The organism is Hymenobacter sp. M1-2, from assembly GCF_057808495.1.
The window spans coordinates 61,725-83,204 of the sequence record NZ_JBTYZO010000013.1; the positions used below are offsets into that span (position 1 = coordinate 61,725).

At 63.4% G+C, this 21,480-nt stretch carries 22 protein-coding genes, 1 tRNA gene and 1 pseudogene; 4 read left to right on the forward strand and 20 right to left on the reverse strand.

What is annotated here, in order from left to right; all coding sequences use genetic code 11:
- Window positions 1-53: 53 nt before the first annotated feature.
- From ACYSMN_RS13820 to ACYSMN_RS13830, 3 genes are all read right to left on the reverse strand, one after another.
- Entirely contained in the window at window positions 54-380 is a 327-nt protein-coding gene (locus ACYSMN_RS13820; RefSeq protein ID WP_488924483.1) for a 2Fe-2S iron-sulfur cluster-binding protein, read from the reverse strand.
- Between the two features lie 89 nt (window positions 381-469).
- Entirely contained in the window at window positions 470-1,483 is a 1,014-nt protein-coding gene (locus tag ACYSMN_RS13825) for an NAD(P)/FAD-dependent oxidoreductase (RefSeq protein WP_488924484.1), read from the reverse strand.
- 143 nt (window positions 1,484-1,626) lie between these two features.
- Window positions 1,627-2,034: a hypothetical protein gene (locus ACYSMN_RS13830; protein ID WP_488924485.1), complete on the reverse strand. Its 408-nt coding sequence runs from the start codon at window positions 2,032-2,034 to the stop codon at window positions 1,627-1,629.
- Between the two features lie 511 nt (window positions 2,035-2,545).
- On the opposite strand from ACYSMN_RS13830, the gene ACYSMN_RS13835 reads away from it, so the two are divergent.
- Window positions 2,546-2,851, forward strand: a complete 306-nt coding sequence (locus ACYSMN_RS13835) for a hypothetical protein (RefSeq protein WP_488924486.1) — start codon at window positions 2,546-2,548, stop codon at window positions 2,849-2,851.
- Between the two features lie 218 nt (window positions 2,852-3,069).
- On the opposite strand, the gene ACYSMN_RS13840 is transcribed toward ACYSMN_RS13835, so the two are convergent.
- The 10 genes from ACYSMN_RS13840 to ACYSMN_RS13885 form a co-directional block, all read right to left on the reverse strand.
- Window positions 3,070-3,869, reverse strand: a protein-coding gene (locus ACYSMN_RS13840) for an IS5 family transposase (RefSeq protein ID WP_488924487.1) whose coding sequence is annotated in 2 segments (ribosomal slippage) — window positions 3,070-3,539 and window positions 3,539-3,869 — 801 coding nt in all. Because the reading frame shifts where the segments join, the coding sequence is not laid out codon by codon here.
- 37 nt (window positions 3,870-3,906) lie between these two features.
- Complete coding sequence (locus ACYSMN_RS13845) at window positions 3,907-4,938, reverse strand: hypothetical protein (RefSeq protein WP_488924488.1); 1,032 nt, start codon at window positions 4,936-4,938, stop codon at window positions 3,907-3,909.
- 81 nt (window positions 4,939-5,019) lie between these two features.
- Window positions 5,020-6,540 (reverse strand): hypothetical protein, encoded by a 1,521-nt coding sequence (locus ACYSMN_RS13850; RefSeq protein WP_488924489.1) that lies wholly within the window; start codon window positions 6,538-6,540, stop codon window positions 5,020-5,022.
- 38 nt (window positions 6,541-6,578) lie between these two features.
- Entirely contained in the window at window positions 6,579-7,910 is a 1,332-nt protein-coding gene (locus ACYSMN_RS13855) for a hypothetical protein (protein ID WP_488924490.1), read from the reverse strand.
- 6 nt (window positions 7,911-7,916) lie between these two features.
- Window positions 7,917-8,255 (reverse strand): hypothetical protein, encoded by a 339-nt coding sequence (locus ACYSMN_RS13860; RefSeq protein WP_488924491.1) that lies wholly within the window; start codon window positions 8,253-8,255, stop codon window positions 7,917-7,919.
- A gap of 16 nt (window positions 8,256-8,271) precedes the next feature.
- The gene (locus ACYSMN_RS13865) at window positions 8,272-8,403 is read right to left on the reverse strand and encodes a hypothetical protein (RefSeq protein WP_488924492.1); all 132 of its coding nucleotides are present in this window, start codon (window positions 8,401-8,403) and stop codon (window positions 8,272-8,274) included.
- Window positions 8,404-8,462: 59 nt separating this feature from the next.
- Window positions 8,463-9,005, reverse strand: coding sequence for a hypothetical protein (locus tag ACYSMN_RS13870; protein ID WP_488924493.1), 543 nt, complete (start codon window positions 9,003-9,005; stop codon window positions 8,463-8,465).
- 147 nt (window positions 9,006-9,152) lie between these two features.
- A complete protein-coding gene (locus ACYSMN_RS13875; protein WP_488924494.1) occupies window positions 9,153-10,883 on the reverse strand; it encodes a T9SS type A sorting domain-containing protein in 1,731 nt (576 codons plus the stop codon).
- A 405-nt stretch (window positions 10,884-11,288) separates the two neighbouring features.
- Complete coding sequence (locus ACYSMN_RS13880; RefSeq protein WP_488924495.1) at window positions 11,289-11,966, reverse strand: response regulator; 678 nt, start codon at window positions 11,964-11,966, stop codon at window positions 11,289-11,291.
- Between the two features lie 143 nt (window positions 11,967-12,109).
- The gene (locus ACYSMN_RS13885) at window positions 12,110-15,073 is read right to left on the reverse strand and encodes a sensor histidine kinase (RefSeq protein WP_488924496.1); all 2,964 of its coding nucleotides are present in this window, start codon (window positions 15,071-15,073) and stop codon (window positions 12,110-12,112) included.
- A 69-nt stretch (window positions 15,074-15,142) separates the two neighbouring features.
- On the opposite strand from ACYSMN_RS13885, the gene ACYSMN_RS13890 reads away from it, so the two are divergent.
- Complete coding sequence (locus ACYSMN_RS13890) at window positions 15,143-15,400, forward strand: hypothetical protein (protein ID WP_488924497.1); 258 nt, start codon at window positions 15,143-15,145, stop codon at window positions 15,398-15,400.
- A gap of 236 nt (window positions 15,401-15,636) precedes the next feature.
- Entirely contained in the window at window positions 15,637-15,951 is a 315-nt protein-coding gene (locus tag ACYSMN_RS13895) for a hypothetical protein (protein WP_488924498.1), read from the forward strand.
- Between the two features lie 2 nt (window positions 15,952-15,953).
- Here ACYSMN_RS13895 and ACYSMN_RS13900 read toward each other — a convergent pair whose 3' ends face one another.
- From ACYSMN_RS13900 to ACYSMN_RS13930, 7 genes and pseudogenes are all read right to left on the reverse strand, one after another.
- On the reverse strand, window positions 15,954-16,478 hold the full coding sequence (locus ACYSMN_RS13900) for a S24 family peptidase (protein ID WP_488924499.1): 525 nt from the start codon (window positions 16,476-16,478) through the stop codon (window positions 15,954-15,956).
- Window positions 16,472-16,831, reverse strand: a complete 360-nt coding sequence (locus ACYSMN_RS13905) for a helix-turn-helix domain-containing protein (RefSeq protein ID WP_488924500.1) — start codon at window positions 16,829-16,831, stop codon at window positions 16,472-16,474. Before ACYSMN_RS13905 ends, ACYSMN_RS13900 begins: the two co-directional genes overlap by 7 nt.
- Before the next feature lie 156 nt (window positions 16,832-16,987).
- Window positions 16,988-17,404 (reverse strand): annotated as a pseudogene (locus ACYSMN_RS13910) (transposase).
- Window positions 17,405-17,492: 88 nt separating this feature from the next.
- Window positions 17,493-17,927, reverse strand: a complete 435-nt coding sequence (locus ACYSMN_RS13915; protein ID WP_488924501.1) for a hypothetical protein — start codon at window positions 17,925-17,927, stop codon at window positions 17,493-17,495.
- Window positions 17,928-18,124: 197 nt separating this feature from the next.
- Window positions 18,125-18,198, reverse strand: a tRNA-Arg gene (locus tag ACYSMN_RS13920).
- Between the two features lie 143 nt (window positions 18,199-18,341).
- On the reverse strand, window positions 18,342-19,052 hold the full coding sequence (locus ACYSMN_RS13925; RefSeq protein WP_488924502.1) for a TVP38/TMEM64 family protein: 711 nt from the start codon (window positions 19,050-19,052) through the stop codon (window positions 18,342-18,344).
- Window positions 19,053-19,162: 110 nt separating this feature from the next.
- Window positions 19,163-20,008 carry a DUF2167 domain-containing protein gene (locus ACYSMN_RS13930; protein WP_488924503.1) on the reverse strand — a complete coding sequence of 282 codons (846 nt, stop codon included), beginning with the start codon at window positions 20,006-20,008 and terminating at the stop codon, window positions 19,163-19,165.
- A 234-nt stretch (window positions 20,009-20,242) separates the two neighbouring features.
- On the opposite strand from ACYSMN_RS13930, the gene ACYSMN_RS13935 reads away from it, so the two are divergent.
- Window positions 20,243-21,382 carry a cystathionine gamma-synthase gene (locus ACYSMN_RS13935; protein WP_488924504.1) on the forward strand — a complete coding sequence of 380 codons (1,140 nt, stop codon included), beginning with the start codon at window positions 20,243-20,245 and terminating at the stop codon, window positions 21,380-21,382.
- Window positions 21,383-21,480 lie beyond the last annotated feature (98 nt).

A 21,480-nucleotide genomic window follows, 5' to 3' on the forward strand; every position in this document is an offset into this window, starting at 1 on the left:
AAGGGCGTTTCCATCTCTGGAAACGCCCTTTTGCGTTGTGTTTGAAATCGAGGCTACGTTGTCTGGGGCATTAGGCGCAGCACCAGGCCGTCGAGGCGCTCATTGATGCGAATCTGGCAGGAAAGGCGGCTGCCCTGGCTCATGACGGGCAGGCTTTCGAGCATGGCTAGCTCGTCGTCGGAAGGCTCGTCCAAAGCCGGGCCGGCCAGCACTTCTATGTGGCAGGTGCCGCACAGCGCCATGCCACCGCAAGTAGCCTGAATATCGTAGCCACTGGCCTTGAGCAGCTCCATTAAACTCAGGCCCATATCGGTGGGGCCCGTTACTTCCGTGCGCTTACCGGGCGCCTCTTCTACATATACGCGTACTTCGTCGGTCATCTTTTTTCAATGAGTGAATGAGTAAATGAGCGAATGAGTGAAGGTGGTTTAGAGAATTCACCCATTCACTCACTCGCTCATTCACTCATCTATAAAGTTGGTACCCCGTTCACAGTGGTGTACTTGAGCACGTACTTTTTGTCGGGGTTGATGTACTTAAAGGCACCCTGGCACATAAGAGCCGCCTCATGGAAGCCGCACAAAATCAGTTTCAGCTTGCCAGGATAGGTGTTGATATCACCGATGGCGAAGATGCCGGGCTCCGAAGTGGAGTAGTCCAGCGTATTCACCTTCACGGCGTTGTCTTCCAGCTCCAGGCCCCAGTCTTCAATCGGGCCGAGCTTGGGCGTGAGGCCGAACAGCGGAATGAACGAGTCCACCGGCAGGTCTTCGGTAGCGCCATCGTTGGCCGTGATGGTAACGGCCTGCAATTGTCCGTTACCGTGTACGTGGGTCACGTTGCTGCTGAGCACGAGGCGCACTTTGCCGGCGTCGTGCAGGTGCTTTACTTTCTCGGCCGAGTCGGCGGCGCCGCGGAAGGTGGTGCCGCGGTGCACGAGGGTTACTTCCTTGGCCACATCAGCCAGGAAGATGGTCCAGTCGAGGGCTGAGTCACCGCCGCCAGCAATGACGAGGCGCTGGTCGCGGAAGGTTTCGGGGTCCCGCACCATATAGTACACCCCTTTGCCGCTCTCAAAGTTTTCCAGGCTTTCGATGGCTGGCTTGCGGGGCTCAAACGAACCGAGGCCGCCCGCAATGGCAATGGCCTTGCACATAATCTCGGTGCCATCGGTGGTGAAGAGCTGAAACGAGCCATCTTCCAGCTTCGCGAAACGCTCCACTCGCTCACCCAGCGTGAAAGTAGGGTGGAAGGGCTCAATTTGGCGCATCAGGTTGCGCACCAAATCACCGGCCAGAATATCGGGGAAGCCGGGAATATCGTAGATGGGCTTCTTCGGGTAAATTTCGGAGAGCTGCCCGCCCACCTGGGGCAACGCATCAACCACGTGGCAGCGCAACTTCAACAAGCCGGCTTCAAACACAGCAAACAGCCCCACCGGGCCGGCCCCGATGATGCAGATATCGGTGGAAATGGAATTCATCAGCAAAGAGTGAGTACAAGAAACGGCCCTTGAGGCCATTGTTATAACAACCTACCGGGGCAAAACGTTGGCCCAAGCTGTCACAACTGCCACAAAGATAGGCACGCCGCCGCAACCCTACATCGCACCGAACAGGCGGCTTGTTAGCAAGCCATCCGCATCCGGAACTGAAAGAGGAAAGCCTCCGCTTCGGCCGGATTAGTGAATTGCCGTACCTGCACCGGCGACTCTTCCTGCAGCAACCGACTCAACTGTTGCATAGTAGGCGCGGGCGGGTGTAGTTCGATGAGCACGCCGATACCAGCTTCGTGTAGCAAGCGCCGGCCAGCGCGAAACAGAGAAAGAAGGCGCAGGTTGGGGCCAAGCGTACGCCGCAGATCACAGAGCATGGTGAAGCTCGGTTGTAGCCGCTCAATGGCTCGTTGCAAGTCGCTCAGGTAACCCGGCAGACTAGGTGCCAAGGTGAGTTCTTCCAGCCGCTCGAACACAAGATGATTGTTCGCCTCATCCAGATAAATGCGGTATTCAGGACGATAGGCTATCAAATTCATAACGGTTGCAAGCGGTTGTATTGAGCGGAACAGGTGCTTGTTCTAACGTCAACAGTAGGAAAAAATTCCGGAATTGGGAGCCAAATCCAAAAATGAAACTAAGGCATCTTGCGCGTCAACTGCTTTCATCACCAATTGTGGTTGCTGAACAGACGAGAACTGTAGAAAGCAAGCAGACGATGGGCGGAGGACAAAAATCATTTTGAGCAAGAGGCCAGTGTTCACGTTGCAATAAACTCCTGTTTAGAGGAACTGCTAGAATGAAGAATACCTAGCACTCATTCTGCTGTGTGCAAATTCAAAGCTTTTCAAGTACTTTAGAATGCATATCAAGCTTCATATTCCACGCGACATGTATTCAGGTCATGATGAATTGCTGGCTGAAGACAGTGGCCTTCTCCGCAGTGAGGGAAATACTCTAACTCCCCCGGCATCTGCTGAAGCCACTGGAACTCTGGCTAGCAGCAAGCGGCAACGGCTAGAAGGAGCAGTTGTTAGCACGGCAACCAAGTTGTTGCCACTAATCAAGCTACTCGACGCTATCCAGCCGCACGTGGCGAATGAGTCAGTATTCCACACGAGGCGAGTGAAAATCAATGCTCAAATCGCGCTGGCATATGAGCAACTTAAGACGGAGCGGCCGAAACGGAAAACCTTGACTCGTGCTTTCAAAACCATGAGCGACCTGGTCCGGGAGGAAGCCCGCGACATCAGCAAGGATGAGTTGAAAGAAGCTACCAAAGAGTTTGTGTTAGCTACCATCATGAATGCGCCCGCCATCATCAATGCCGCCCACCAGGCTAAGTTGCTTTCTTAGGAGCGACAATGTTTAAGCGAAGCGGCTCCGCCAGGAAAAGCTAAAGCAATTTTCAACAAAAAAAGGCCTCTAGCGCAAAGCTAGAGGCCTTTTCTGTGGTCGTGTAAGGAATAAAGTACCCCGCCCATCCCGACTCTACAAGTGCTAAAACTCTCCCAAACCCACTAGAAACGCTTTTTTCAAAATTCCAGCGTCGGTTAGTGCCCGATTTAGAGCCCCTAACAAAACCGTTTGACGGCTCCGAAAGTAATAAGGGCACAAGCGAGCTTGGTAAAGGCGAGGAGGATGTCGTCGCGGCGTTCGTAGCGCACACGCAGGCGACGGAAGCGGTTGAGCCAGGCGAAGGTGCGCTCGGCGACCCAGCGGTGGCGGCCCAACCGCTCGCTGGACTCGATACCACGGCGGGCGATGTGGCCTTTTATGCCGCGTTTGCGCAGTGCCAAGCGACATTTTCGGTACTCGTAGCCTTTGTCCGCGTGCAGTTTGATGAGGCGTTTGCGTGGCCGTCCGCGGGCTTGGCGGACAGGCTCGACCGCATCCAGCAGGGTTTCGAACACGGTTGAGTCATGCTGGGTGGCGCTCAGTTGCAGGGCTAGCGGGGTGTCGCGTCGGTCTACCAACAGGTGGCGCTTGGCGCCCGGTTTGCCGCGGTCCGTGGGGTTGGGACCGGTCTGCGCCCCCCTTGTGCGGCCGGGAGGCTTTGCGCGTCTAGGCTGGCGCGGGACCAGTCGAGTTGGCCGGCGACGCTGAGCCGGTCCAGCAAGACCTGGTGCAGGTGCTGCCACACGTCGGCTTCGTGCCAGTCGCGTAAACGCCGCCAACACGTCATGCCGCAGCCACAGCCCATTTCGGCCGGCAGCATCTCCCACGGAATGCCGCTACGCAACACGAATAGAATACCGCTTAACGCGGCGCGGTCCTCCACCCGCGGCCGGCCGCCTTTCGGGTGCGGTGGAGAAACGGGTAGCAACGGGGCTACTACGGCCCATAACTCATCATTAACTAACGGCTTTTCCATACCACCAGCATACGCATACCGGTTTTGTTAGGTACTCTTAAGGCTGAGGCTGCGGCACCGCCCGGCGGCCCGGCCAGAGCATCCAGCCCAGCAGCCCCCAGAAAAACAGCGGCGGCAGCAGCGCCTGCCAGCGCGGGGCGTAGCCGGCGGCGATGAAATCGTCGTAGGCAGGGGCATAGCGCACGGCCAGTGAGGCACTGGGACTGGCCCGCAGGCGGTCGTAGTCGGTTTCCTCGATGGCCACCTCGCGCCCCCAGCCCGCGTAGTCGAATGTGACCGTGTACTGGTAGGTGCGCCACCACCGGTAGTGTTTGCGCCGGCCGACGCGGCGGTCGATGTGGCGCTCGGCCCGCCGTACGGCCACCGTCAGGGGTTGGCCTTCGCGGGCCAGGGCCGCCGCGTAGCGATAATACTGGGCGGTGTCGTAGGTGAGGTACAGGGCCAGGGCCGCCAGCGCCGTCACTCCCACCGGCCGAACCAACCCCGCGGGTGCCCGCCACCCGGTGAGCGCATGTAGCAGCGCGCCGACCACCGCCAGCAGCGCCCCCGCGGCCAGCCCCAGCCCCAGCAGCGCCCGCGTTTCGGCCGAAAAATCGGGCAGCGCCTGCCAGTTCACGAGCCGCGACACGCGCAATCGGGGACCGGGAGTCGGAGCCTCCTCCAGCTGCCCGAACACATCGCGCCGCCGGTCGTGCAGCAGCGGCAGCTCGTCGCCGGCGGCCAGCCAGCGCGCGGGGGCCACGCAGCGCACCTCGTAGGGCCGGCCCTGGTAGTGAAAGCCCACATAGACGAAGTTGCCGAGCGCGTCCCACGGCTGCCGGGATGCGCGGTCGGTGCGCTCCACCCGCACCGTCACCGGCTCGCCCGCGGCTTCGAGCTGGGCGCGCTGGTGCGCTTCCTGGTAGAAGTGCCAGGCGGCTCCCGTGGCCCCGGCCAGCACCGCGGCCACCGCGAGCGTGGCTACATAAGTGTAGAGGCGGCCCAGTAAGCGAAAGAAGGCGAAGAGCATGGGCGGGGGTGAAAAGAAATTGGGCCCGGCAGCAGACGCCCTCCACGGCCGAATGACCATCGGCGTCCCGATTGATGACCGGGCAGCCGACCAAGCGGGCGAGCCAAACCGAAGGCCGCCGCGCGGGCCGGTACGCCCGGCTCAGGGCGCGATGCGGGCGCAGTTGCAATAGACGCGGACGACGCGTCCGACATCCGCGCTGTTGCTCATCATGACGCGCCACTTATGCTCGGGGTCGGCGGGGTCGGGGCCAGAGTAATGGACCGTAATGTCAGTGGCTTCGATGATGTTGTCGCGGTGGCCGCCGCCGCCGCCCATCACCCGCGTGCCGCTGGGGCAGGTGAGGGTAAAGCCTTCGTAGGATTTGAAAAACATCGTGTACGTGCCGGACACCTGGGTCCAGCCCATGCTGACGCTGCCTGTGGCCGCTATGTCGCCTCTGAACAGCCCGCTGCCAACCACCTCCAGCTTCTGGCCGGGGTTGCTCGTGCCGATGCCCACGTTTACGGCGTTTGGCCCGGTGCCGCCCAGCGCCAGGCTGTTGCTCGCGCTCACCTGGGCTCGGTAGCCGATGGCCCCGGCGTTGGTCAGGTCGCCCGTGGTGGGGCCGGCACCGTAGCCGAAGGCCCAGTTGTTGCTGCCCGTCGTGTTGCTGGAGCCACTCCCAAAACCGCTGAACTGATTGCCGCTGCCAGTGGTGTTTTTAAAGCCGCTCCCAAAACCGCTGAACTGGTTCTGGTTGCCGATGGTGGTGTTATAGCCGCTTTGGTAGCCATCGAACTGGTTGGGAGATCCTGAGGTGTTGCTATAGCCGCTCTGGTAGCCGCTGAACTGGTTCTGGTTGGCTGTGCTGGCGCTGTTGCCACTTTGGTAGCCGGTAAATTGGTTTTGGTTGCCCGTCGTGTTAGAAAAGCCGCTCCCGACGCCGTCGAACTGGTTGTTGTTGCCCGCCGTGTTGCTATAGCCACTCGCGGAACCGCTGAACTGGTTGAAGCTGCCCGTTGTGTTACGGTTGCCGCTCAGGTGGCCGTTGAACTGGTTATTGTCGCCCGTCGTGTTGCGGAAACCGCTCTGGTACCCGCTGAACTGATTTCGGTTGCCCGTGGTGGTGCTGGCCCCGCTCTGGTACCCGCTGAACTGGTTTCGGTTGCCCAGGCCGGCACTCGAATTGGGCAGCAGGCTTTGCCCGGCCTGGTAGCCCAGCAGCACGTTGTTGCCCGCCCCGTTCTGCCCGATATTCAGCCCGCCGTCGGCGCGCACGCCCAGCCCCACGCCGCCGATGCTGGCCCCGGTGCCCACCAGGGCGTTGCCTTGCAGGTTGACGGGGGTCGTGGCGATGCCGTTGCCCAGGTTGTCGGCCCCGCCGCCGGCTGGGTTGATAAACACCCAGGCCGGGGCGGCGGGCGGGCCGGCGTTGAACCAGAAACCCGCCTGCGCGCCGTCGGTCTGAAACACAAGCAGGCCCGTGGCCGGGGCGGCGATGGCCGCGCGCTGGGCCTGGCTCAGGCGCGGCACCAGCACCCCGCCCGTCGTGGAGCGCACGTCGAGCGCGGCCGACGCGTCGGGGACCGTCGTACCGATGCCCACCGATTGGGCGCGGCCCGCGCGTCCCAGCAGCAGGAGCAACAACAGGGCGAGTAAGAGAGGGCTGAGGTGTCTCATGGCAAAGCGGTGAAAATGAAGCATGGGCAGGGGTCGACTTAGCGGAGGCTGGCCTGGGCCCGTGCCCCGCCGGCTTCCAGCGCCCGCAGACGATGCTCAAAGGCGGCTGTTGTAGTCTCGGCCCGGTCGGCGCGGGCCGCGTCGTTGCCGGCCTTCAGCTCCTTGATGGCCTCGATGAGCACGGGCGCGAGCTGGGCATAATTGACGGCCCGGTAGCCGTCGGCCGTGCCGTCGCGGTCCACCTGCCGCAGGCGGTAGTATACCACCGCGGTGCCGTAGCGTAGCAGGTTCGGGTCGAGCCGCTCGTAGTCGGTGGGTGCACTGGCATTGCCCTGGCCCGCCACCTGCGCAAACTGCTGGAAGCCGCGCCCGTCCACGCTCACCTCCACGCCGAAGTAGTCGTTGTTTTGCTCGCTGGCCGTACGCCAGCACAGGCGGGCCGCCTCGCCCACGCGCACCGCCCCGAAAGCCACCAGCTCCACGGGCAGCGGCGCGCTGGCCGCGCTTACCGTGAACTGGTCGAGGGCGCCAGCCACGGCCTGGGTCAGGACGCGGCCGCTGGCGTTGGCGGCGGGGCCCACCGGCGCCCAGCCGGCGCCGTTGCGGCGCCAGAGCTGGGCGCCGGTGAAGTTGGTCAGGCCGTTGTCGTTGGCCGCCAGCCAGCGCACTTCCAGCGTTACCGGCGCGGCGGGCTGGGTGGCCGGCAACACCCGCCACACTTGGTCGATGCCCTTTTTGGTGGGGTCCAGCGGGTTCACACCGTAGCTGACGTTGGCCAGCTGCAGGTCGGCGGTGCGCACCACGGACACGTTGCCCAGGGCGTTGCCGCCGGGGTCGAGGCGCAAGCCGTGGCCGAAGTCCACGAAGCCCGTGCCGCCCACCGCGCCGCGCGCCGCGCGCAGGTTGCCGGCCACGTAGCGGGCGCTGGTTTCGCCGAGCAGCGCCGCGCCGTCGGGCAGGGTGAGGGCGGCGGTGCGCACCAGCCCGGCGGCGAGGGTGAGCTGGTGCGTTACGGTCGCGCTGGTCGGCACGGCCACGGCGGGCGCGACAACCGCCGGGTTGTTCACTATCAGATCGTAGAGGGCCGCGCCGTTCAGGTCCAGGGTCTGGGCCGCGGGGCCGACGAGCAGCACCGCGCACGTGCCGGGCATCAGGGTGCCGGCGTTCACGAAGTCGCCGCCCACGCGCAGTTGGCCGCCCGTGCCAAGGTCCAACGTGCCGCCGGCCCGGTTGGTCAGGGCGTCGGGTACTGCCAGCACGGCCCCGTTGGCGAGGGCCAGGGTGCCGCCGGCGTTGGTAACGTCCTGGGCCGCTGCGGGCCGCCCGGTCGCAGCCACGAACAGCAGCAAGAAAGTGAGTAAGCGCTTCATAGCTAGTCAAAGAATCAAGGTGTCCAGCAAACGTCTTTCCACTCCCGGCCCGCCGTAGGCCACGCCCCTTCCCGTGCCGCTGCCCGCCACATTGAAGCTGGCGCTGTTTTGCCGGATGGTCTGGTTGCGCCCCCAGGTTGTGCCCGGGGTGCAGCAGTGGCCGGCTGACCGGTTTGCTACACGAGCCATCCCGTGGCGCGGCCGAGCAGGGCCGCGCTCACGTTGTCGGCCCCGGCCGGTGAACGGGGGGCGCGGGCCAAGGTCCATCAACTGGGCTTGCTCCAGCCGGGATAGCCAAAACAACAGCAACAGGGCCGTACCCCGGTGGATAAAATCGGGTGGCATGGAGCGGGGGTGGGCCTCACTCGGCCACGGCCACGCGGCTGCTCACGGGCCGGCCCGCCAGTTCGGTGCGCAGCGGCTCTACCGCGCAAGTACTCTCTCGTACTCCTGCGGTAGAGCTGCTGCGGGCCCGCTTGGCATGACGTTCCAAAGGTTTCGAAGGCCTTCCAAACAGCTTCACTCGGTAGATGGCTTCACCCGCTGATTCCGTCAATTCGACGGATACGGAAAGCGAAAAAACCCGTCCGTCACTGTCCTTTTACTGCCGGTTTTATTGCCTATCGACGTATAATAAAATTTGCCCTCTACCCATTGACTAGTCACTTTCGTGATTTCCATCTCCCCTTTGAGGGTTCCATCTTCGGACGTTGCGGTGAGCGGAAGAAAATCAATGGTTTTTTGGACAAGCGGGGTTTTCTTCCCTACTACCAAGTATTTTGGGATGTACCTCCCACCCCCAATGGTAGGATAAGGCAACTGCAAGCCGATGTATTCCTGGCGGTAGTAACCGAGAATTCTTGCTGCATCCTTCGGCGGCAGCATGGCATCGGCCACCCAGCTTTTACCATTCACTTTGGCCCTCATCGTGTAGCCGGTGGCGCTGGTAGCCACGGTGCCCGGCCGATTGGCCTTCATGGTTGTCTGAATCTTGTCCAGCTGCTGCTGCGCTTGCTGCCGCGGGGTACCCTGCGCCTGGGCGTAGCCCGAAAACAGCAGCCCCACCGCTAGCGAGAGGAAGATTTCTTGTTTCATGGGTTTGGTTTTGTAAGTGATTCAATCAATTTTCAACGGCGGGTTTGGGCGGGGGGCCGATACGAGGGCAGCCACCCCCGTTTCAGCAAAGCGGCGACGTCACCTCCTTAGCTACGCTGACCTTCGGTTGGTAAGGAGGGAAGTTTTCTACTCCACCGTCACCCGGCAGCTCACTTCCTGTCCGGCCACGGTGCCACGTAGCACGTACAGTCCCACCGGCAGCCCGTGCAGGGGCAGCGCGGCGGCCCCGTCGGCAAACGTTCGTACCAGGCGGCCCCGGGCGTCGTAGAGGTGCAGCCCGGTGGGGGCCGGGCCGGCGGCCGGGTAGCGCAGGCGCAGCTCATCGGCGGCGGGGTTCGGATACACTCCGAAGCCCAGCGCGGCGGCTGCCCGGCTGGCTGTGCTCAGCAGCGAGCCCGAATTCTGCACCCGGCCGGCGCTGATGTCCTGGCCCGTGGGTGCCACCCCAATCGTGGCCCAGAACACCTGCACCGCGCCGTTGGGCTGGCCCACGGGCACGTAGTCCAGCAGGTTCACCCGGTTGTCGGCCGCCGTGTTGATACTCGCGCTCGGCACCGAGTTGAGCAATACCCCATCCACGGCAAACCCGACCCCGCCCGTGGGCAGCAGCTTCTGGGCGCGGAAGTTGGCCAAGTTGGTATCGGTCTGGAAAAAAGCCAGCACCGCGCCGTTGTCGGACGGGGCCAGCTTGGGCCGCGGGTAGCCGGCCGGCGGCGCGTACAGCGGCACCCCGGCGGGGTCCCAGGCCGGGGTGCCGGCCGCGTCTATTTTCTGAGCATACACCCCGTAGTCGAAATTGCCCGCGCCCGCCCGACTGTCTTCCCACACCATCCACAGCGCGTTGCTGTGCCAGATGGCGTGGGGGTTGGTTTGGCGCGAGGCAAACGTGCACAGGGTTACGTAGCCAGGGGCGGCCCAGCCCAGCGCGCCGCCGGGCAGTACCTTGGCCGCCAGCGGGTCGCCGCCGCTCGAAGTCCAGGCCACGTACAGGTTGCCGGCTGGGTCCACCAGCGGCAGCCAGTCCGACCCCCGGCCCGCGTTGCCGACCGGCGCGATGGTGGCGCTGCTGGCCCAAACTGCCGTGCCCGCCGCGTTGAAGCGCTGGGCGTAGATGGCGTCGCCGATCCCCCCGCTGCTGGCCACCGCGTAAAACCCGTCGGCGCCGTCGCCCACGGTCCGGTAGGTGTTGGGGCTGAAGGCGCCGCCCGCCACCGACAACTGCTGGCCGTTGAGGGGCAGGGCCAGAACCCCGGCCGCGTTCACCCGGTTGAAGGCCAGCCGGGCGCTGCCTCCGCTTAGGAGCAGCGCGTGGGTGATGGTGGCGTCGGTGGCAGTGGGTAGGATGGTAAGGCCCTGCTCGCTGACCTCGGTGCCGGACGCCACCAGCGTAGGTGCGGCCCACTGCGGGGTGCCGGCTGCATCATAAAACTGGCAGCGCACGCTGTCGCTACCCACGCTGAAGGCACCCTGCACCCAGGCCACCAGCAGCCCGCCGCGCCAGGCCACGGCCCGCATCCCCCAGATTTCCCGGCCCCGTGTCTGGAACAGGCGCTGGCCACCAGCGGCCAGCAGCGGCCCCCCAGCCGCGTCGAGGCGCTGGGCGTAGAGGGCCGTGCCAGGGCCGGAATTGTTGCCCCCGCGCCGGTCAATCCAGACGGCGTAGGAACCGCCCGCCCCGTCGGCAAAGGCCTGCACGCCCAGTTGGTTGCCGGGCGCGTTGCACACGAAAAACGGTGTGGTCGCCGTGGTCGAAAACTGAGCCTGCGCCGCCAGGCTCAGCAGCAGCAGCCCGGCCAGCAACCCGCGCCGGCCAGCAGCCCGGCAAAGTATCAAGAAGAAAGTCAACGTCTTTTTCATGGAAAATTAAAATTTATGGGCGTTAATAAATACTCCTCCGGGCTGACCTAGCGCATCTGGTTTGGCCTCAAAATTCTGGCCTGCCAGCCCAACCAAGCCGGGTAGTAGTTCAAATCCGGGCGGTTGGCGGGGCCTAGCAAACATGTTTTTTGAGTAAGTTCTAAGCGAACTGAAACTGCCGGGCCCGGGCACCCACCTGCACAAGCTGAAAACCACTGAACCCAGACGAGCTTCCATCAGGTGGTCCCGGCGGCCCTGGCCCGGCGGTTGAGCAAAGGTCCCGCGCTGGGCCAGGGCCCGCAATCCCATAAGTATGGGAGGGTGCTTTGAGCGGCTGGTGCGCGGCTGGCCGCGCCGCAAGCCGGCCGCCGCGCGCCGGTGGCAGCCATTTAGTTGGAAATGGGGCTAAGCCAAGCCCTGGCGCAGGGCTTTGCTCACGGCTTCGGTGGCCGAGCGCACGTGCAGCTTCTCGTAGATGCGCTTGATGTGGGAGCGCACGGTTTCGAGGCTGACGGCCAGCTCGGCGGCAATCATCTTGTAGCTGAAGCCCTCTACCAGCAGCCCGAGCACCTGCTGCTCGCGGGCGGTGAGGTGGGCCGCGTCGGCCTCGGCCGCCGGGCCGGCGGGCGCGGGCGGGCCCGGCCCGGTGGCGCTTCCGAAAAACCGCAGCACCTGCCGGGCCACGCTCGGCGTGAGCGGGGCCCCGCCGGTGCGCACCTCCCGGATGGCGGCCAGGATGTCGACCGGCGCGGTGCGCTTGAGCAGGTAGCCGTCGGCCCCCGCCTGCAAGGCCCGAAAAATGCGGTCGCTGTCGTCAAACACGGTCAGCATGAGCACCGCCGGCGCTGGCTCGCCCGCCGCCTTGAGGCCGCGCACCGCCTCAATGCCCGAGCGGCCGGGCAGGTCGATGTCCATCAGCACCACGTCGGGGCGCAGCTGGCGCACGTCGGCCTCGGCCTGCCCGCAGTGGCCGAGCGCGGCCGTGAGCTGCAAATCGGGCGCCGCGCCGATGAGCACGGCCAAGCTGGCGCGCAGCACGGCGTTGTCCTCGTAGAGCTGCACGCGAATGGGCGCGGTTTCCATGCCCGCAAAGATGCGACGGCGCGGGCGGGCGGCCAATCACATAAAAGGGGGGGAGGAATTTTTAGGGCAGGGAGGTGAGAGGGTAGAGGTTTAAGAATCACTCCTACCTCCTTACCTTCCCACCCTCTTACCCTTAAAACCCTTTACACCGGCACGACCAAGCGCCAGCGGGTGCCGCGGCCAGGGGCCGTATCGAGGGCCAGGGTGCCCCCGAGCAGGGCGGCGCGGGCCCGCACGTTGGGCAGGCCGTGGCCGCTGCCCCGGGCGGGGGCGGCTGTGTCGAAGCCGCAGCCGTCGTCGGCCAGCTCCAGTTCCAGGCGGCGCGGGGCAAAGCGCAAGGCCACCCGCACCTGGCCGGCCTGGGCGTACTTGGTGGTGTTGTGCAGTAGCTCTTTAAAGATGAGGAACACCTCGCGCCGGGTTTGCATGGGCAGCTTGAGGCCGGGCGGGGGTGGCGCGGCCACGAAGTGCAGGGCCAGGCCCTGGGCTTCGAGCAGGTCGGCGGCGTGGCGGCGCAGGCGGGCGCTCAGGTCCTGGGGCTGGTCGTGGGCGGGGTTGATGGCCCACACGATGTCGTCCATAGCGGCCAGGGTCTGGCGGGCGCTTTCGCCAATCTGGGTGAGCAGCGGGCCAGGGGGACCGGGGCCGGCGGGCGCGGCGGCGAGCTGGCTCAGGATGGAGATGCTGCTCAGGGTCGAGCCCACGTCGTCGTGCAGGTCGCGGGCGATACCCAGGCGCAGGCGCTCGACGGCCAGCACCTGGCGTAACCGCAGCCGGTAGAGCCCGTAGCCGGCGGCGGCCAGCGCGAGCGCGGCCAGGCCCCGAAACCAGGCCGTGTTCCACCACGCGGGGCGGATGACGAAAGCGTAGGCGGCGGGCCAGATAGTCCAGCGGCCGTCGGCGGTGGCGGCTTGCAGCTCGAAGCGGTAGGAGCCGGCGGGCAGGCTGGTGAAGGTAGCTTCGGTCTGGGCCGTGAGCGGCTGCCAGGCGGCTTGCAGGCCCACCAGACGGTAGCGGTAGCGCACTTGGCTGGGGTCGCTCAGGCTGACCCCAATAAAACTAAAGGTGAGCTGACTGCGGTCGTAGGGCAAGGTCAAATCAGGCACCAGGGCCGTATCGCGGCGGCCCACGCGCAGGCCGGTCAGCTCCAGCACGGGCGGGCGGTGCACGGCGGCGGCGCGGGTGGGGTCCACCACATACAGCCCGTCTTCGGTCCCCACCCAGAGCCGGCCCAGGCTGTCGGGCCGCAGGGCCCCGAACGTGCAGGCGTTGTCGGTCAGGCCTTCGGCTGCGCCGAAGTGGCGGCGCTCGTCGGTGGCGGGGTCGAACAGGTCGAGGCCGCGAAAGGTACCCAGCCAAAGGTGCCCGTTGGGCAAAGCCCACACGCTGGTGGGCGCCGGGCCGCTGGCCCCGGCCGACACCGGCCACAGCCGGTGGCCGTCGTAGCGGCGCAGCCCGTCGCCGCCCACGCCCAGCCAGAGGTTGCCGGCCGCGTCGTCGGCTATTGCCTCAATGACGAGGGGCACGCGGCCGGGGTCGGGCAGGCCGGGGGCGGGGCGCAGCACGCCGGCCGGCTCATCGAGCCAGAACAAGCCATAGGAGCCGCCCGCCACCCATAGCCGCCCGCGCCGGTCGCAAAAGAAGCGGTGCGCACCCCGCGCATCCGTGGGCCGCAGCTGGAGCGAGTGGGTGGTGACGCGGTCTGTGGCCGGGTCGTAGCACGTTACGCCCCCCGCCGCCGCCCGCAGCCAGAGGCGGCCCCGGCCGTCTTCGGCAAACCCTGCCTGGCTGGCCTGCGGCGACGACCACGGGGGCACCCACCAGTGGCCGGTGGCCGGCTCGTAGCGGGCCACGCCTTCCAAGTAAGCGGCCACCCAGAGCCCGCCCCGCCGGTCGGCCAGCACGGCGCTAATCGCGCCCATCGCCCACGTCCCGGGCAAGGCGATGCGCACGGCGCGCGGTGCCTGCCGCGGGCCGGCGGGCCAGTAGCGCACCAGCCCGTTGACGCCGCCCACGTACCAGCTGCCCCCCGGCGCCGGGGTTAGCGCCATGACGTCCGGCTGCGGCTGGCCCTGGGCGAGCCCGACCCGTTGGCACTGCTCATCGGCCAGGTACTGGGTGAGGCCGTTGGCGGTGCGCCGCCAGAGGTTGCCTTCGGCATCGGGCAGCAGCGTAGCCATGTGCCCTGCCTCGGCCACCGAATCGGCCAGGACCCAGGGCCTGCCGGAGCGGCCTACGTAGAGGCCGGCTTTGGTTTCAACCCAAGTTCGGCCGGCCCGGTCCTGGACAGCGGCATAAACCGGGCTATCGGCGGGTAGGCCCTGGGCGGCGCCCAGCAACTGGCAACGCCAAGGCTGAGCGGGGCCCCGGCGCGCCCGCACCAGCCCCCGGCTGGTAGCCAGCCAGGCCAGGGTGTCCGCTACGCACCACGTCCGCCGCACCACCGCGCCGGCCGGCACGGGCGGGGCCGCGGCGGGCAGCCGGCGCCCGGTGCGGCGGTCAAGCACGCACAACCCAGCTCCCGACACCACCCAAAGCTGCCCGTCCGGCCCCGGCCCCAGGCCTGCGAAAGCCGTGCCGGGCGGCACCCCCAGCGCGGCGGCGGCGTAGCGCGTCAGGGTAGTGTCGGGGCCGGGACCGAGGCGCAGGCGCAGCAGCTCGTCGTGCTCGCTGAGCAGCCAGAGGTCGGTGCCGCCACCGGGCAGCGCGCCGGCCCAGAGGTAGCGTGGCCCGCCGAGCTGGCCGTTGAAGCGGCGCAACACCCGCCCCCGGCCGGCCCGGTAGCAGCTCAGCCGGCCTTCTAAGTGGTTCAGCCACACGGTGCCGTCGGGGCCGGTGGCCAGTCCCATGATCTGGGTAGTGGGCAGGCCCTGGCGCGGGCCGAAGGTTTCGAAGCGCTGGCCGTCGTAGCGAAAGGCACCCCCCATGGTGCCGCCCCAGAGCCGTCCGGCGGGATCAATGGCCAGGTCCGAAACACCGTTCTGGGGCAGGCCCTGAGCCACGCCAAACGGCCGCGGCCGCGCCTGCCCCCAGCAGGCCGCCGGGTCAGTTCCGGCCGCTAACAGCGCCATCACCAAGAGCCGAAGACGAAACCAATGGTTTGCCATAGCCACCGTTCGCCAAGCCGAAACCACGCAGCAAGCAACGGCTGGCGCGGGTATGATGGACTGAGAGGGGTGGGGTTCAATTGCCACCGTCGGGTGCAGCACGGGCAGGACGAGCGGGTGCCGGGCGTGGCGCATATCAACGGCATCGCGTCGTTTCGGGGCTTTGCTAAAAGTTGCTTGCTGCTGTTTGCCGGCGTGCCCAAGCATACTTTTCTGCTGCATTTGAAAGAATGGGCGTTTCGCTTTAATCACCGCTACCAGAACTTGCAGAAAATCCTACTCAAGAATTTTCGCCAATACCCCTTACAAACTGCTTCTGCTTCCTAAACCCCTTCGAGGTCTGTGCCGGTCGGAACACGGCATTTGAGGCAGCCTCATTAGATATTTCATTGCCAGAGTTTGCTGAAATATAAAAATAGCAGCGTAAATGTTTAGCTGAACAGAAATTTTTTTCATGCGGCTTCAATCTGTTTCATACAAACTTCATGCGGACGATTAACCCCGCACGAAAAACAGGCTCCCTTTGGGTTGTCGCTGGCCAATAATCCCAGCAGCGCACCCTCATGAAGCCTGTTTTGCTTACCCCCGTTCCCTACGCCCAACTGCTCGAAGACCTGCGGGCCATCTTCCGGCACAAAACCACCCAGCGCCCCGGCCGGCCCGCTAGATGCCCCCGCCGCCGACCTGCTGACCGTGCAGGAGGCCGCCGAAATGCTCGACGTGTGCCCCCAGACGCGGTCCACGAATGGAAACGCCGGCGCTTGCTCACCTACCACAAGATGGGCCGCCGCACCTACCTCAAACGCGCCGAGGTGCTGGCCGCGCTCAAAGCCGAAAAGCGCACCGTTAAAACCGGTAAGGGCACCGGCCGTGCGTAGCGCTACTTCCGCGCCGGGGTCGTGGCTCCCTGGTTCAGGAAATGCCGCACCTCGTTGTAGTCGTGGCCCAGCAACTCAATCACTTCCTGGAGCCGTTCCATCAGGCGGGCCGCCGTGTGGTCGGGCTTGCCCGGAATGCTCGTCGAGAGGTGGTCCCGCACCATCCAGAGCTGCTGCAAATCAACCACCGGCAGCGTGTAGGGCTTAAACGCCGGGTTGTCCGAGTGCAGTCCAAACGTGCCGCGCCGGTCGGTAATCACGGCCGGAATGCGCTTGAGCAGCAGGTTTTCCGACGTTACAATGACGTAGCACTCGTCCGGCTTGAGCAGGTCCAGCCGGTCCACGTTCTTGCACACCACGATGTTGCGGTGCCGAAACGTCGGGTACATGCTGTCCCCATCTACCTCGAATGCCCGGTACTCGCCATATTCGAAGCCGGGTAGCTCATACGACTTCATGTCCTGAAGGTACACCGCCTCGTTGCACAGCGTCGGGTAGCCCGCCTGCACCGCCAGCGGCATCAGCATCGTGGTTTCATTGCCATCCGGTCCACCGTTATGGTCTGAATTTGGGCGCTGCTGAACACAGCTCGTGACGGCTGCATCGTCGGTTTGGGCAACTCAATGGGTGCCGCCGGCGGCGCGCTGTGCAGCATTGGCCCCTTGCCCATCAGCAGCCACTCGGCCGACACGTCCGGGAAAGCAGCCAGCAAGTCGGTTGTCGTTTCATACGACGGCTTCACGTCCCCGCTGAGCACTTTGTAGAGCTTGGAAGACCGGGCGTAGCCCAGCTTCTGGTTCGCCTCGTAGGTGCTAAGTCGGTAGTGCTCAAAAATCTGCTTGATGCGGCCTCCCGTGTCTCCATCTACCCCGGCTGGCATCTCTTTTTTGGGTTGTTGCTCAACAGATCCGATAAATGTGGACCAGGTTTAGTGTACATTAAGCAGTGTGTTTCCACATTTATGCGTTAATAATTCTCACAAATGTACGTCACGGATAACAAAATGGACAACAAGGATACCAGAGCAGTTTTCAGGTTAGTGTACGTGGTAGCCACAATGGTCAAACCAGTTTTTCGCGTCGGCTCCGGTCACCCATTCCGTGGCCATTTGGCTGACGGCCTCCAAGGCGTCGCGGGTGCGGGCTTGCGCCGTGCGTAGCCACGATTTGAGCTTGCTAAAAGCGCGTTCGATGGGATTGAAATCGGGCGAGTAGGGCGGCAACTACAGCAAGCGTGCGCCGCGGGCTTCGACGCGGGCGGCCAGGCCAGCCACTGTATGGGCCGGTAGGTTGTCGAGCATGACTACGTCGCCGGGCACGAGCGTGGGGCCGAGTACTTGGTCGAGGTAAGCGGCAAACACGTCGCAGTTGACGGCTACGCTCACGGGCATAGCCGCTTGCAAGCCGTTTGGGATCAGCGCCGCCACGAGCGTTACATTCGGGCCACCGTGCAGCGGCGTGGCCTAGTTGGCGCGTTGCCCGCCTGCGGCGCGAGCGTACCGGCGGCAGTACGTCAGGTTCGTGCTTGTTTCGTCCACAAACTTAAAGCAGGTAACGTCTTCGCTTTGCACGGCTTCGAGGAAGGCGGCCCGCACGCGGGCGGTGTCGCACTCGGCGGCGTGGACGCTCTTTTTTTTGCCGCCAATCCAGTCCCTGTACGGCCCGCTTCCGCCTGGCCCGGCTCACGGCCGGGCCGCCCAGTGCGGTTACCCACACGCGCACCTGGTTCAGGGTCGCGTCGGGCTGCTGGCGCCAGCAGGCCACTAGTTCCGTGCGGGCCTCGCTGCCCCACCGCAGCGGCGCCGGGCCGCTGCGGTGGGGCAGCGAGGCCACCGAACCGCTCGCCCGCTGGCACTGGCGCAGCTTTTCGACAAACGAACCTGATACACAGAACCGGGCGGCGACGGCGTGGGTGGCACCAGGCTCGGCACACGCCGCTGCTACACGCTCCCGCAAATCATTCGAATAGGCTTTCATGCGCAAAAGACATATCCAAACCCATACACCAACTTGAGATTTGCTCTAATTTCCCTTGGCGAGAGAAAAAGTATATTCAGCGGAGGACAAGCTCGAAAAAACTTTGTCCTTCTAGCCCCGGTCAAGCCCGACTGTCCGATATTCTGTCCGATGGAAAAGCAAAAACCTCATTCACAGCGTGTGAATGAGGTTTTCTGTGGTCGTGTAAGGAGTCGAACCTTAAACCTTCTGATTCGTAGTCAGATGCTCTATCCAATTGAGCTACACAACCATTTTTACCATTTTGCGGAGCGTTTTTCCGTTTTGGTTTTGCAAAGATAGCAGGGAAGGACGGCGCTGTGCAAGCCAGGAATAGTTTTTAGGCCACAAATTTTGTAGTAAAGCCTGCAAGGTGCTGAATTTCAGGGAAATTTTTTACTCCATTTTAGCGCCTTTGCTTAATGCCCGTCGCAAGGCCCGAGTGAATAAGTAATAAAGCCCAAAGAAAGAAACCGTAACCAAAACCGCTACGAGCAGTTTGCCAGCAGTGCCGGTATCAGGGTCACGGAGCAGCGTAAATACATCCTGCGCTTTGGTGCCAAGCCAGAAGAAGAAGAGGCTGCGCGGCAGCATGCCGACCACCGAAGCCAACAAGAAGCGCCGCCGGTCTACGCCCATCACCGCCAGAATAAAAGTCATCAGCGCAAACGGTGTAACGGGAGAAATCCGAAGCAGAAACACAAACTGCCAGCTGTCGTTTTTCATTTCGCGCATCACGGCATTGGCCTTGGGAAAATGGCTCAGAAAAGTGAGCATCTTGCCGTGGTCGAGGCTGGAGGCTAGGTAGTGGCCCGTGAGAGCGGCTAGTGTGTACGCCACCAGCATGCCAGGGAAACCAGCCCAACCAAAGTAGAAGCCCGTGAGCAACACGGCCACTGTAGTATGGAGCAAGGAAAAGGCCATAGCTACTCCGATGGCCAAAAAGTACAGCACGGCCTCCAGTAAGCTCGGCTGCTGCAACCAATCTTGGTGGCGGTAAAGCAGAAAGCCTAGCGAGGAGCTACCCACAAACGGTAGGCCCGCCAGCAATAGCATTGAGAGTAGCGTGGAGGCGTTTTTTTGAAAAAGCTCCCGGAGAAAAGCCATAAGCAGCAGTAAAACAATCGGGCCGGCGTGAAGGCGCCGGCCCGAAGGTAGAACGTAAGAAAATGGCGGAAGGCTGCGCTAGCCTGCAGCTCGGGGCAGAAGGATGCCGCTTATTCGTCGTCAGTTTTGGCTCCGAAGAAGCGTCGAATAGCTGCCCAGCCGCCGGCCACCAGTGCCAGCAGTACTTTCCAGAATTTCGCTAGCAGCGCAAAGGCTCCCACTTTAGCCAGCACCTTACCCGCTACGAGCCCGCCAATGCCGTAAGCCGCTACCTCATCAATTTTGGGGTCGAAGTCGGCGTACTGCTGGCCTTTGGCAAACTCCACGCTTTTAATAACGGATGGAATGGTGCCCCGAATTTCGGCTAGCTGCGGAATTTCACCCACAGCATTCAGGTTGAGCACGCCCTTGCGGCCTAGCACCCGCACGTTGTAGTTGAGCGTGGTAGTAGACGAGCCGCCGAAACGCAGTTCCTTGGCCCAGTGCAGCACGTTCAGCTTGGCATCGTAATAAGGCTTGGCGGCCCAGCCGACCAGCAAAATACGCTCATAGCCGTTGGCCTGGCGCTCTGCATTGCTTTCTTCGGTGTCTTCCTGCATTTCCTTCAGCAGGTCATCATAGTTGATGTCGGCGGCATCATCGTCTTCCACATAGCCCGAAGGGTCGTACTCCACTACGAAGGCCCAGTTGTTATCGTCGAGCGGGCCTCGGTCAGCGGGAAACAACATACCTAGCGACTCGCCATCGGGGTTGCGCCAGAGCTTGGTGAGCACATAGTCGCTCTGCGGGGCGTCGAGGTAGCGGAAACCAGCCGGCACGTTGATGGCACCTATTCCTCCAGGCAGCGTGATATGGCCCGTCTGGTAGTGAAGTGTGGCCTGCACCGAGTCGATGTAAGCCTGTTCGGCGGCCAGGGAATCGGTGGGAGAGGGAGCAGCGTAGGTGGCCAGTTGCATACCTACGCAGAATAAAAGGAGTAGAAGTTTCTTCAAGCTGCTGGAGAAAAAGGTGAATACAATTTTGCCGAAAGATAATGATACATGCCAGAAGCAGTGGCTTTTTACAGAAAGAGTTGAAGAACTTTTAGTTGCCGCGTGCGGTAGTGAAGTCCGTCCTGCGGCTCGTTGCTGCCAACGCGTGGTTACCTTTGCCGCCCAACCCCCAATTTCCCCAGCTCTTAGTCTCACGATATGAAATTCGGAACCAAGGCCATTCACGCCGGCGTGCATCCCGACCCCGAAACCGGAGCCATCATGACGCCTATCTACCAGACGTCGACCTACGTGCAACGCTCGCCCGGCGACCATAAAGGCTTCGAGTACTCGCGCACCCACAATCCCACCCGCACGCAGCTGCAAGACGCCCTCGCGGCGCTGGAAAACGGGCAGCACGGCTTGGCTTTCGCCTCCGGCATGGCAGCCATCGATTGCCTCATCAAGCTGTTGCAACCCGGCGACGAAGTCATCAGCACCAACGATTTGTACGGCGGTTCCTACCGGCTCTTCACCAAGGTATTTGCCAACTACGGCATCAAGTTCCATTTCGTGCCCATGCACGACATGCAAGCCGTGGAGGAGAAGGTGACGGAGCGCACTCGGCTCATCTGGGTGGAAACGCCCACCAACCCGCTCCTCAACGTCATCGATATTGCCGCTGCTGCTGCCATAGCCAAGAAAGCCGGGGCCCTGCTCGTGGTAGACAATACCTTCTCGACGCCTTACTTGCAGACGCCTCTGGACTTAGGTGCCGACGTAGTGATGCACTCCCTAACTAAGTACATGGGCGGCCATTCCGACGTGGTAATGGGCGCCCTCATTGTAAAGGACGACGAACTGCACGAGCGGCTGCGGTTTTTGCAGAATGCCTGCGGCGGCACGCCAGGCCCTCAGGATTGCTTTCTGGTACTGCGTGGCCTCAAAACCCTACACTTGCGCATGCAACGCCACTGCGAAAACGGCCGCGCCATAGCCGAGTACCTCAACAGCCACCCGCGAGTGGAGCGAGTGTACTGGCCTGGCTTGGCCGCGCATCCCAACCATGACGTAGCCGCCCGCCAAATGCGCGACTTCGGGGGCATGATTTCCTTCGTGCTCAAAGGCGACCGGAAAGAAGATGCCGTAGCCGTGCTGGAGAAGTTTCAACTGTTCTCCCTGGCCGAAAGCCTCGGCGGCGTAGAAAGCCTCTCGGGCCATCCCGCTACTATGACGCACGCCAGCATCCCGGCCGAAGAGCGCCGCAAAGCTGGCCTCTCCGATTCTCTCATTCGTCTCAGCGTAGGCATTGAGGATGTCGAAGATTTGATTGAGGACTTGCGCCAGGCTATCGGCTAAAAGCAGCTTGTAGTTGAGCCTGCTTAAGCCGTCATAAAAAGGGTGCCCTAACTACCGATAGTCTGGTAGTTAGGGCACCCTTTTTTATGGATGGGAAG